The 11,745-nt window shown below is 39.7% G+C and carries 11 protein-coding genes; 5 read left to right on the top strand and 6 right to left on the bottom strand.

All coding sequences use genetic code 11. The annotated features are described in order from the left end of the window. Positions 1-85 precede the first annotated feature (85 nt). Positions 86-1,255, bottom strand: a complete 1,170-nt coding sequence (locus tag ACE1CC_RS18485; protein WP_413271901.1) for a U32 family peptidase — start codon at positions 1,253-1,255, stop codon at positions 86-88. Beyond that, positions 1,245-2,474 (bottom strand): U32 family peptidase, encoded by a 1,230-nt coding sequence (locus tag ACE1CC_RS18480; RefSeq protein WP_413271900.1) that lies wholly within the window; start codon positions 2,472-2,474, stop codon positions 1,245-1,247. The genes ACE1CC_RS18485 and ACE1CC_RS18480 overlap by 11 nt, the downstream gene beginning before the upstream one ends. 164 nt (positions 2,475-2,638) lie before the next feature. On the opposite strand from ACE1CC_RS18480, the gene ACE1CC_RS18475 reads away from it, so the two are divergent. The 4 genes from ACE1CC_RS18475 (at position 2,639) to cmoB (ending at position 6,526) form a co-directional block, all read left to right on the top strand. Continuing rightward, complete coding sequence (locus ACE1CC_RS18475) at positions 2,639-4,072, top strand: MFS transporter (RefSeq protein WP_413271899.1); 1,434 nt, start codon at positions 2,639-2,641, stop codon at positions 4,070-4,072. A 74-nt stretch (positions 4,073-4,146) separates the two neighbouring features. Further along, complete coding sequence (locus tag ACE1CC_RS18470; protein WP_413271898.1) at positions 4,147-4,596, top strand: hypothetical protein; 450 nt, start codon at positions 4,147-4,149, stop codon at positions 4,594-4,596. Between the two features lie 79 nt (positions 4,597-4,675). Next, a complete protein-coding gene (gene cmoA / locus ACE1CC_RS18465; protein ID WP_413271897.1) occupies positions 4,676-5,437 on the top strand; it encodes a carboxy-S-adenosyl-L-methionine synthase CmoA in 762 nt (253 codons plus the stop codon). 105 nt (positions 5,438-5,542) lie between these two features. Continuing rightward, on the top strand, positions 5,543-6,526 hold the full coding sequence (gene cmoB / locus ACE1CC_RS18460; protein ID WP_413271896.1) for a tRNA 5-methoxyuridine(34)/uridine 5-oxyacetic acid(34) synthase CmoB: 984 nt from the start codon (positions 5,543-5,545) through the stop codon (positions 6,524-6,526). A 247-nt stretch (positions 6,527-6,773) separates the two neighbouring features. Here cmoB and ACE1CC_RS18455 read toward each other — a convergent pair whose 3' ends face one another. From ACE1CC_RS18455 to ACE1CC_RS18440, 4 genes are all read right to left on the bottom strand, one after another. After that, positions 6,774-7,049 (bottom strand): hypothetical protein, encoded by a 276-nt coding sequence (locus tag ACE1CC_RS18455; protein WP_413271895.1) that lies wholly within the window; start codon positions 7,047-7,049, stop codon positions 6,774-6,776. 417 nt (positions 7,050-7,466) lie between these two features. Next, positions 7,467-9,926, bottom strand: coding sequence for an endonuclease MutS2 (locus ACE1CC_RS18450; protein WP_413271894.1), 2,460 nt, complete (start codon positions 9,924-9,926; stop codon positions 7,467-7,469). Between the two features lie 91 nt (positions 9,927-10,017). Next, entirely contained in the window at positions 10,018-10,200 is a 183-nt protein-coding gene (locus ACE1CC_RS18445) for a hypothetical protein (protein ID WP_413271893.1), read from the bottom strand. A gap of 234 nt (positions 10,201-10,434) precedes the next feature. Then, positions 10,435-10,800: a VOC family protein gene (locus tag ACE1CC_RS18440; RefSeq protein ID WP_413271892.1), complete on the bottom strand. Its 366-nt coding sequence runs from the start codon at positions 10,798-10,800 to the stop codon at positions 10,435-10,437. Between the two features lie 204 nt (positions 10,801-11,004). On the opposite strand from ACE1CC_RS18440, the gene ACE1CC_RS18435 reads away from it, so the two are divergent. Beyond that, entirely contained in the window at positions 11,005-11,697 is a 693-nt protein-coding gene (locus tag ACE1CC_RS18435) for a Uma2 family endonuclease (RefSeq protein WP_413271891.1), read from the top strand. Positions 11,698-11,745 lie beyond the last annotated feature (48 nt).

Genomic DNA, 11,745 nt, shown 5'->3' with positions numbered 1-11,745 from the left:
TTGGGCTTTGGTTTTTCCCTACCCTCGTTATGTCAAATATTCTTAAAACCTGCTCTCACGCCAAACAACGTACTAAATTTAATCTCTAACGGAGTTTGCTCAAAAGTAAAGTTCCTGGTACTGCTTTTTTAATCCAACTTGTCACTAGAATTTGGTCAGATGTAAAACTTGATAATTGTTCGCCGTTTATATTACGAAAGACAGTTTCAGGCGGGATTTTAATCTCTTCCCCTGTGGGCATAATCATGCTGTCAATTTGGGAAACATCGAACGGGCGGAAAGTTTGAAAAACTACATATTTGCCACTTTCTCCGGTTAAAACTTCCGCTAAACAATTTTGATTTCGGTAATCTGCTACTTTCGATTTCATTCTGGGGAAAAGTGATGTAGTGCGATTTGCTTTAAAGAATGGGGCGCGAGTTTCTCTAAACCAATTTAATCGTAAAGTTGCGGGATCTTTGAGAATTTGATGGCAAATATTATCGATGTCAACTGCGACATCGCCATTTTTTTCTAAATGTCGTAAGTCTAATCTTACTGTATATAATCCTGCTGATTCTAATCCCTCCAATTTATCCAAAATAAACTGGTCTTTGTCCAAAAACATCAAGGTTCCATGTATAGTTTCTAATGTGGGAAAATGGCGATTTGGTGCATCTTCAAAAGCAGCAGTAGCTTCTAAATAAAGCGTTGAATTTAAATCATATTCTGCTGCTAAAGGTTCAGTTAATAGAGAGCGTGGTGAATAAAATAGTAAAATTTGTCCCACACCTAGTAGTTCGCAAGAAACCGGAAGTTTTTGGCAATATTCAATTAGCTTTTCTTCGGGGAGTTCGATCGACAATATCAATCTCTCCAAACTTTCCCCAAAGATTTCACACCACCCAAGCAAAGATTCAAAGTTATGATTTCCCGTTTCTACAATTAACTGTAACGGCATTTTTGGGAAATGAATTTTCAACCAATAAGCAACACCCGGATCGCAAACGCGAATCGCTGCAAACTGACTGAAATCCCAACTTTTTAACCTTTCACAAACATCATTCATTGCCCGTTCTGGCATCAGAATATCCCAAACTAAAACCGGGCGCAATCCTCGTTTTAAAGCTTCCTCGGCTAAAGTTTTTACCTGATTTTCTGTAAGTTTTCCCTGACGTGCTAATAATATCGGTTCTAATAACACTTCCGGTAAATTAGGAGCATTAACGCACCGTTCTAAATCGGGAATTGATGAAATAAAAGTGTTAAATTGCATGGGCGACTTCTTTAACTGCTGATTTGAATCGAACTACATTGAATTTGGCAATATTTGCTGCTTTTGTTGCTGTTGGAAATTTAGGAATTCGTGCAATACTATCTTGACGCAAAAATTCTACACTTTCACCTGTGATGGAGAAAAGGCGATCGACTCTTCCCCGAATCGCCTCACCTTGAAATGGGATAATCTCAATCTCTTCTCCTACTGTTAAAGGTTCCACAAGTTGCAACACAATTTCATCAGGAGTGGTATCAACAACCAAACCTAAATATTCGTAAGTTCCTGTATTTATCCCTGACAATTGTCCGAACACAGAATCCTTACCTGCTGGCGTTTCTAAAGAACCAGAAAAATAGTCTCGGTTAGGTACAGATTGCAGTTCTCGCGCCGCAACTTGCAACATTTCTGCATTCAATGTTCCATCAGCATAAGCATCAATTAATTGCCGATAAATCTTACAAGTCAAACCAACATAAAAAGAAGATTTCATTCGCCCTTCGATTTTTAAAGAGCAAATTTGATGTTGAAAAAACTCTCCGATTTGGTAGATTCCCCACAAATCTCTCGAAGACATGAAACTTACTAAATCATCCGATTTCTTATCTTCAGTTTCTAAATGATAAGGTAATCGACAAGATTGAATACAACCGCCACGATTAGAATCTCGACCTGCGGTAAAATTAGAAATAGTGCAATGTCCAGAATAAGCCATACACATGGCACCGTGAGTAAACATTTCTACTTCAATGCCTGACTTTTCTCGAATTGCGCCAGCTTCAGCAATAGTCAATTCTCGCCCAACAATTAACCGCTTCACTCCCATTTGTTTCCACAACAGCCCAGCATAAGAATTGAGACAAGAAGCTTGCGTCGATAAGTGAATATTCAAGTTTGAACTGTTGCGAATAGCCCGAATCACACCAAGATCGGAAACAATAACAGCATCTACACCAATAGATTCTAAAAAATGACAATATTCGGCTAATCCGACAAAATCTGAATCGTGAAGAAAAGCGTTTAGGGTAACATAAATTTTCGCATGATGTTGATGGGCAAATACTACAGCTTGCTCTAATTCATAGTCTGTAAAATTATCAGCACGCGCCCGCAAGCCATAATTTTGTCCACCTAAATATATGGCATCTGCACCATAAGCAATGGCAACTTTGAGGCGTTCTAAGTTTTTGGCTGGGGCTAGGAGTTCTGGTTTCCACATGGTATTCTCAAAGACGATCGCTCAACTTATCTTGATTTTACTTAAATTTTCTGGTTGGTTGGGGATAAATCTTCCTTGAGATATGGGAAAATCGAGTTAAATAGAGACAAAATATTGATCTCAAGGGTCAATACAAAAACCTAAAATCTTCAATCTGAAATCGAATGACTACAACTTTAACTAGCCAACCTTTATCCTTTGAACAAAGGCTGGATGCTGCACCAGTAACTCGCGTGATGTGGTTACTTTGGGTGCTATCTGCGGGATTAATTGCTTTAGATGGTTTCGATTTTTTTATTATTGGTATTGCTTTACCGTTTCTTCAGCGAGACTTTAATTTAGGTTCGGCGCAAGTTGGGGCGGTGGCGGTAGCTGCGATCGCAGGATCGCTAGTAGGCGCACTAACTTTAGGCCCAATTACTGATAAAATTGGCAGACATTTAATGTTAATTATTGATATTGCAATTTTTGTAATTGCTACTGCTGGAACAGCATTTGCTTGGGATGCCACTTCATTAATTATATTTCGTTTTTTGGTGGGTGTTGGTATTGGTGCAGATTATCCAATTAGCGTTTCCTATATTACGGAAAACGTTCCTTCTCGACTGCGGGGAAGAATGGTAATTGGTGCTTTTACTTTTCAAGCAGTTGGCGCACTTTTGGGTGCTTTAACTGGATTAATTACAATTCACTTGTTTCAAGTTATTTATCCAGATTCAATATTGCCAATTATTCAATATTCGTGGCGTTGGATGTTAGGGGTGGGATTAATATTAGCAATTATTGTGGCGATTTTGCGGTTTAGTTTCTTGTTAGAAAGTCCGCGTTATTACATTGCCAGGTGTGAATATGATGAAGCTTCTAAGGCGGCATCTACTTTATTAGATGAACCGATCGCAATTACCCCAGAAACCGATCCCCCAGAACGAGAACCAAGTCTTCCTTATAGTTCCTTATTTTCTCCTAAGTATCTTCGCAGCACAATTTTAGCCTCGGTTCCTTGGTTTTTACAAGATATTGCTACCTACGGAATTGGCATTTTCACGCCGACAATTATTGGCGCTTTAGCCTTTGAAAATGCCACCAGTTTTATTGAGCGAGAAATTGCTTCTGCTAGAGGTTCTGCTTTTGTCGATTTGTTTTTAATTGCTGGGTTTTTGATTGCGGTATTTTTGGTGGAAAAAGCCGGACGTATTCGCTTACAAATTGTTGGCTTTTGTGGCATGGCTGTAGGACTTTTGGTGTTAGCAGCTTCTAATTTGATTAACTCAGATAGTTTTTGGAGTACGGCGATCGTCTTTCTTGGTTTTCTCATCTTTAATCTAACGATGAATGCTGGGCCAAATTCCACAACTTTTCTATTATCAGGAGAAGTTTTTACCACTTCAATTCGCGCCAGTGGTGCTGGTTTTGCTGCCGCTTTCGCCAAAGCTGGAGCCGTCTTAGGCACTTTCGCTTTACCAATTTTACAAAAATCAGTAGGGATTTCAATTGTGCTGTTTTTGTTGGCTATCTTTTGCGTACTAGCAGCCATAATTACCTATATGTTTCAGGTTGAAACAACTGGTAAGTCTCTGGAAGAAGTTAATCGATTTTAGATTTTAAGCTACTCAGATCCCCGACTTCTTCAAGAAGTCGGGGATCTAGATTCAATTCTCGATATACTTGAAATATGAGAGTAATTCAGCAAACTTTTACCTTACTAACTCTGCGGGAACGTCCAATAGCCATTTGGGTTTTGAGTAGTTTTACCGCAACAATTGGATTGTTAATTTTTCTATCTTCTACACCTCCTGTTGATTGGTTTGGATTATTTTGCATCATTTGTGCTAATTTTATGATGTTTGGTAGCCCGGAAAAGATGTGCTTATTTGATAAATCGGTAAATCGGGTTACTTTTAAACAAAAAGGATGGTTAGGAAATCAACATAGTCATTTTCCCATTACCAAAATATCTTTAGTTGAAGTTGAACCTTTTAAATTATTTGGGATTCAGTTTTACAGATTAACCTTAAAGTTATTTTCAGGAGAAAGATTCTATTTAACTCCTATTCCCAGTACTGACGATCGACTGTTAAACAATTTAGCTAGCTCCATTCAAGAATTTATATTGTCACTGTAATTTTAGCAATTATTGCCCCTGGATTTGGCGCACCTTTATATCTTTGGTTGTGGTTAGCTTTTCCCTTGGAATCAATCCTATGAAAGACTCAGAAATTTATCCTACTGAACTTTATCTTAGTCCTGAAAAAGATGACCTGTTTCAAAAAGAACCTTGGCCTAAACCTTTTGTTTTTAACGAGGATGTGGTCAATGTTTTTGATAACATGATCTCTCGCTCAGTTCCTCTGTACCGGGAAGTTTTAGCCTGTGCTGCTCATTGGGCTAGAGCTTACTACCAAACAGAAACTAAAATTATTGATATTGGCTGTTCTACAGGAACATTTTTAGAATTAATCGGGCGTTTTTTGCAGCAACCAGCTACATTAGTCGGGATTGATAATTCGCAACCAATGTTAGAAAAAGCCAGGGAAAAATTGCTACCAATTCAGCAAATACATCAAGTTGAATTAATTTGTGCCAGTGCAGAAAATTGCTCTTTTGAAAATAGCAGCGTGGTAATTATTAATTACACTTTACAATTTTTACCCTTACAGGTGCGGCAAAAGTTGCTGAAGTCTATTTATCAAGGTTTAGTTCCCGGTGGTTTGTTATTTTTGAGTGAAAAGGTGAAATCACCATTACCCCTATTCCAAGAAACAATTACCAGACATTATGAAGCTTTTAAGGCGTATAATGGCTATGCTCAAACAGAAATTGAACGCAAAAAGGAAGCACTAGAAAATGTTTTAGTACCTTTGACGGAAACTGAGCAATTACAAATGTTAAAAGATAGTGGTTTTCAGCAGGTTGATTCTTTGATTAAACTGCATAATTTTCTTTCGTTGGTAGCACTGAAATAGGAACGGGAGGTGCGTCAGAAGTTCAAACTTTGCTCCTCTGGCGCAAATTTAGGCTCTGACGCACCCTACAAATTTTGTTGGTAGCACTGAAATAGGAATTTTTGAATGTTTGATGAGTTTATTGGTTATCTAGCGCCTGATTATTGCGATCGCTATTCTACCCAACTAGAACGGGAAGCAATTTTAACCCTACGTCAAGAACGACAAGCTAAATTATTCACCCCACAAAATCGACAGTATCAAGAAGCAGTTCAAGCTGTTCAAGAGATCCAAAGTAATTGGTTTGACTTTTCTAATCCAGTTGTAAAAATTGGGCGCAAAGATGAACTTACAGCAGAACAACAACAGCGTTTTTTGCAAACATTAAAAGCTTTCTGTCCTTGGAAAAAAGGGCCTTTTGAATTCTTTGGCATTACCATTGATGCCGAATGGCGTTCTGATTGGAAATGGGCGCGAATTTTACCTTATATTCAATCTTTGGAAAATCGTAAAGTTGCGGATATTGGTTGCCACAATGGTTATTTTATGTTTCGCATGATCGAACAAAAACCTGATTGTGTAATTGGGTTTGAACCTGTGGCTAAACACTTTTGGAACTTTCAATTAATCCAGAATATTGTGCGGCAGGAAAACCTATTTTTTGAGTTACTTGGTGTTGAGCATATTAACTTTTATCCTAATTTTTTTGATACAATCTTTTGTCTAGGAATTTTATACCATCATCCCGATCCGATCAGGCTTTTAGGCAAAATGAAACAAGCCCTAGCACCAAAGGGAGAAATCATTATAGACTGTCAAGGAATACCCGGAGAATTACCAATTTCCCTGACTCCCCGGAAGCGTTACGCACAGGCGCGAGGGATTTGGTTTTTACCCACTCAATCTTGTTTAGAAAATTGGTTAGCGCGTGCAGGTTTTACGCAGATTAACTGTTTTTTTGCTGCACCTTTGTCAGTTGAAGAACAGCGTCGCACTGCTTGGGCAGATATTGATAGTTTACAGGAATTCCTCAACTCTGATAATGATTCTTTAACAGTGGAAGGTTATCCTGCACCTTGGCGTTATTATGTTATTGCCAGGAAAGACTAAGTAGGTATAGGTAAATAAAGTGAAAACCAAGGCGGGCATCCTGCCCGCCCCACAAGAGTGACAGCTTTCTTGTGGGGTGGGCATCCTGCCCGCCCCACAAGAGTGACAGCTTTCTTGTGGGGTGGGCATCCTGCCCGCCCCACAAGAGTGACAGCTTTCTTGTGGGGTGGGCATCCTGCCCGCCCCATCCTTAGATAACTATTATCACTTTATTTATTTGCACCTACTTAATCTGATAAAATTTGTCCTAGCTTCCTCTTAACTTTTGCTGCTTTTGCTGATAGTCATTCCAAATTAAATGCAAATTTTTTTTTGTGACTTTCTCCCCTAGTGCTTGAGAAAGATCTTGCCACAATTGAGAGCCAATACTTTTAATATAAGCACTACAATAAGAAGACTCCTCTGCCATTTGAGTATAAGCTTTACCTAACCATGATTGATGCAAAATGAATCGCTCGATGGGAGTGAGTTTTCGGGATAGTAGCACCCTTTCTACGGTGTCTAGAAGTTCCTCAAAATTCATTGATTAATTGGTTCTCAATCAACTGGACGGTGTTAAGTGATTTGTCAACCGTTCTGATTAACAAAACGGCTCATATAATTTTCATTATCGTTATTATTGTACTTTCCTCCTTATGGTTGATGGCAAGAAAGAATTTGTAAAATTCCTAACTTTAAGAATAGCTAAAGTTATATTTAATATCATGTCCGATCGATCGGCCATAATATCCTTAATCCAAAACCTTGTAGAGACGTTATATATAACGTCTCTACGACGTTATATATAACGTCTCTACATTATGGGTAATCAACCGGACATGATATAAGTAGCCGTTATCAATTCTGTACACCAAAACCCGTGAAAAAGCAAAGTAGAGACATTTCATACAACATCTCTACTTTGCAGAATGTTCATTTTTAGGACAAATTTAGTCTGAATTTAACGCAGATAAGCGATCGTCACTCCTGCACCACCTTCTTTAGAATCAGCTAACTCGAAACGCTCAACTTGTGGGTGTTCTTGCAAAAATTCATGCACACCTTGGCGCAGTTTTCCCGTACCTTTACCATGCACGATCCACAGCACGCCAGCATTAGTCGCCGCACGAATTCCCCGTTCTAATTCGCTTTCCGCATCTGCGACTCGATAACCCCGAATATCGACGGTGTTTTGCGAGGTGCGAATGGCGGGTGCGGGTGGTGGGGGTTGAGTTCCGCCTTTGTTTGGGGAAGTGCGAGGTGTTTCTTTTTCAGCGGGTTTTTGTTTCACTGGAAGTTCTGCTTTTTCCCCGTTTAAAGATTCCACATCTGCTAAAGAAACGGTCATTTTCATAATGCCAAATCGCACGCTTAAGTTGCCGTTTTCATCAGCAGCAGTTAAAACTTCCGCTGTTTGATTCAGTTTGGGAATGCGAATGCGATCGCCAACTTCCGGTTTAAATCCCGGTTTTGGTTTTGCTGGCGGTGGCAAATGTTTCTCTTTAATTTGATTAATTGCCGCTGTCGCAGCTTGAGCATCTTGTGCAGTCGCATTTCCCTGTTGTAAACGGCGAATTACTTGAGCAATTTCGCCTTTTGCTTGCGCGATCGCAGCTTGTACAGCTTGTTCTTGTTGTAACCTTAATTGCTGCTCTCTTTCTTGTAAATTTGCCGCTTTTCTCGCTACTTCTTGATGCAATTTCTCCGCTTGTTTTAACAGTTCCGCTGCTTCTTCCGCCTTAGTTTCTTGGCGTTTTCTTTGCGCTTCCAAACCTGCAATTACTTGGTTCACATCTTCCGATGCACCACCTACATAATTTTGTGCTTGTTCGACAATTTCGGCATTTAATCCTAACCGTCGCGCAATAGTTAAAGCGTTAGAACGTCCGGGAATTCCCCACAATAATCGATAGGTTGGCGAGAGGGTAACATCATTAAATTCTACTGAGGCATTTTCAAATCTTTCATCCTCATATTTAAGTGCTTTTAATTCGCCAAAGTGAGTCGTCGCCATTGTTAATAAAGTGGTGTTGGCGAGATGTTGTAAAAGTGCGATCGCCAAAGCACTTCCCTCCGCTGGATCTGTTCCTGCACCCACTTCATCAAGTAGTACTAGTGACTGAGGAGCAGGAAAACTCTGTAGGGGTAATTCATGAATTACCCCTACAGAGTTTTCCTGCTCTCCAGAAATTGCTGCTAAAATTCGACTAATTCTACGAATGTGCCCGGAGAAAGTAGAAAGACTTTGTTGCAGCGATTGTTCATCCCCAATATCGGCTAAAATTTGGTCAAACCAGGGAATTTCTACGGGTTCGCGTGCGGGGATAAATAACCCGACTTTTGCCATTAAAGCTGCTAAACCCAAGGTTTTTAAAGTAACAGTTTTTCCCCCGGTATTTGGCCCTGTAATTGTGACAACTCTGATTTGTGGTTGAACGAATAAATCAACGGGAATTACATTTGAGCCTTGTTCATGTTTTTGTTGCCAAACTAACAAAGGATGGCGTAATTGTCGCAGGGTAATAGTTTCTTTTTGTGGTTCAATAAATCTTGGGGGATTTGCTTCTAACCATAAACTATATCTGGCTCTGGCAGTGGCTAAATCTAAAGTTGTGGCGATCGCCAATAATCGCTCTAAATCTGGTTTAACTTCTGCAACTTGTTCCGTCAAAACTCGGCGAATTGCTTCCGCTTCGTTTTGTTCTTGACGCATTAATTGCCGCATTTGGTTTCCCAAAGATATGATCGAATTTGGTTCGACATAAAGAGTCGCGCCACTCATCGAAGTATCATGAACAATTCCCGGAATTGCATCTTTACTAGTTGCTTTTACCGGAATCACAAAGCGATCGCCTCTTTGGGTAATTACTTGTTCTTGAACCGCATTAGATTGGCGTTGAATAATACCCTGTAAAATCTGATAAATTCTGTCTCGCTGTTGGCGCATTTGATGGCGAATACCAGCGAGTTTTTGACTGGCGCGATCGGCAACATCACCTCTATCATCAATACAGCGATGTATTTCCTGTTCTAACTCTGGATAAGTCCGTAAATCTGCCACTAATTCTGTTAAAACAGGCAAATCTTCTTGGTTATCAATAACTCGGCGCAGTTGTCTAGTTCCGGCGAGAGTTGTAGCAATATTCAACAACTCTTCCCCTGACAAAATCCCTTGCAATTCGGCTCTTTCTAAAGCATCACCAATATCAGTAATGCCATCAAAACTTAACCCAGAAACTAAGCGAGTTTCTAATTCATAAACTTCCTTAGTTTGGGCTAATAGTGCTAAACTTTGCGTTTGAGTTGGCGGGATTTGTAGGTGACGGGATGCGATCGCTCCTAACTTAGTAGCAGCGAAGGTAGATAAATGATGGCACAAGCGGGGCCATTCCAGTAGGTCTAAAGTTTCGTTTTGAATCAAGGCTTAAAAAATCTAATTTCAATAGGGTAAATTAATTTGACAGTTGCGGAGTTTCGACAGGGATTGAGGGAATTAACCACAGAACAACAATTTAACAATCTAAACTCAATTCTTCCCAAAATTCCAGGATTAAATATTCTGGAATTAACGGATAATTTTCGATATGATCCAGTTGTTCCGCATCCAAATCGGCAAACATTTCCTTTAAAACTTCCTCATCTCGTTCATAAAAAGGTCTTAGTGGAGCCAAGTAATTGCCAGCCAAGATAATCATATTGAATCCTATTGCCTGAGCGCTTGTAAAGTTCTTGTTACAAACTAAGGCCGATCGAGGTGGTTAAACCTCTGTCAATCTGCTTAACCTGACTGGCTATTATCCCTCTCAAAAGTAGGATAACGAAAATTAAAGGCAAAAGGCACTGCTCATGAGCGCGTTCCCCACCAATTATGAAAGCAGCAAACCTTAAATAAATAGTCTTCCCTAATTAAATTTAAGGAATCGATCGACCTAACTAGGGGTAGCAACTGGTACAGGCTCATAAAGATACTCAAACCAGTTACCATCAGGATCGCGACCGTAAAAAGAAGCTGTACCATCCCGATGTTCGTGAATTTTGGTTAAATGGATGTCTTGCTTCTGGAGTTCTTCGTAAGCAGTTTCCATTTCCTGACGTTCACTGAACACAAACCCAAAATGCGCTCCTGCTTGATCGTAACCTGGACTCAACAACGCCAAACCATCATCCCCAGCTTTCAGGTAAGCCCAGTCTGCATCTTTCCAAACTAACTCCATACCTAAGTTTTGGTAAAACTCAGCTGCTCGGCTAATATCTTGAACGCAGATGGCGACATGACCCAGACGTTTCAATTTCATAAATCAAAAATCTTCACGTTTTCCCTATTTCTCATTGTATGATAATTACTTCGGAATAGCTTTGAAAAATCTTCTTACTCCCGATAGATCTTTGTATCCTATAACGAGCCGGAAAATTTGCCGACTTAAATGTTTTTTTAGTGATTAAATGGTGAACGATCGCTTTTTTTTGAGAAGGCGATCGCTTCCTGAGAGAATTTAATTTTGGATTGTTCATCTGGTGCAATAAAAAGCAACAGTGTTACAGTAAATAAAGCCGATGCCTATTTATTTGTTTGTAGTTCTCAACCTCACCGCCGAACAAATTTTGTCAGATGGTTGGAATTTAATTTAGGAGTTCGCGCCATGACAGTCACTACCGCTAAATGGACATTAGACGACTATCACCGCATGATTGAAGTTGGATTATTAGTAGGTCGTAATGTAGAATTATTGAATGGAGAAATTATCGAAATGCCACCAGAAGGGCCAGAACACGCTCAACAAAGTACTGATGCTGCTGACTATTTGAAAGAACTATTGCCAGATCTGGCTATTGTGCGGGATGCAAAACCAATCACTCTCCCCGAAACAGGTTCAGAACCACAACCGGATTTAGCGATCGTTCAACCCCTTCGCACCCTCTACCGCACCCGCCATCCTTACCCGGAAAACATCTTTTGGCTAATCGAATTTTCTCAGACAACTCTTGCTAAAGATTTGGAAGTTAAACATAAAACCTACGCGGCTGCATTGATTCAAGAATATTGGGTAGTAGACTTAAAAAATCAACAACTTAAAGTATTTCGCGATCCGGTTGATGGTGACTATCGTTTAGAGCAAACATTGACCTCTGGAGAAATTTGCGCGATCGCTTTTCCCCATCTCCCCATCTCCATCGAACAACTAATAAATTAGCACCCCAATCATAGTAAAATTGCTTTATATTTAGTACAATAATTAATT

Origin of the sequence: Floridaenema aerugineum BLCC-F46 (genome assembly GCF_041929345.1) — a bacterium.
Taxonomy (GTDB): Bacteria; Cyanobacteriota; Cyanobacteriia; order Cyanobacteriales; family Aerosakkonemataceae; genus Floridanema; species Floridanema aerugineum.
The sequence above is the reverse complement of the archived record's forward strand: the minus strand, read 5'-3'. Positions and strand labels throughout refer to the sequence as shown.

What these genes read in the sequence shown, in the direction of transcription:
- ACE1CC_RS18445 (WP_413271893.1), bottom strand. Translation starts at nt 10,200, where the DNA reads ATGATTATCTTGGCTGGCAATTACTTGGCTCCACTAAGACCTTTTTAT.
- cmoA (WP_413271897.1), top strand. Translation starts at nt 4,676, where the DNA reads ATGAAAGACTCAGAAATTTATCCTACTGAACTTTATCTTAGTCCTGAA.
- ACE1CC_RS18440 (WP_413271892.1), bottom strand. Translation starts at nt 10,800, where the DNA reads ATGAAATTGAAACGTCTGGGTCATGTCGCCATCTGCGTTCAAGATATT.
- cmoB (WP_413271896.1), top strand. Translation starts at nt 5,543, where the DNA reads ATGTTTGATGAGTTTATTGGTTATCTAGCGCCTGATTATTGCGATCGC.
- ACE1CC_RS18475 (WP_413271899.1), top strand. Translation starts at nt 2,639, where the DNA reads ATGACTACAACTTTAACTAGCCAACCTTTATCCTTTGAACAAAGGCTG.
- ACE1CC_RS18455 (WP_413271895.1), bottom strand. Translation starts at nt 7,049, where the DNA reads ATGAATTTTGAGGAACTTCTAGACACCGTAGAAAGGGTGCTACTATCC.
- ACE1CC_RS18485 (WP_413271901.1), bottom strand. Translation starts at nt 1,255, where the DNA reads ATGCAATTTAACACTTTTATTTCATCAATTCCCGATTTAGAACGGTGC.
- ACE1CC_RS18480 (WP_413271900.1), bottom strand. Translation starts at nt 2,474, where the DNA reads ATGTGGAAACCAGAACTCCTAGCCCCAGCCAAAAACTTAGAACGCCTC.
- ACE1CC_RS18470 (WP_413271898.1), top strand. Translation starts at nt 4,147, where the DNA reads ATGAGAGTAATTCAGCAAACTTTTACCTTACTAACTCTGCGGGAACGT.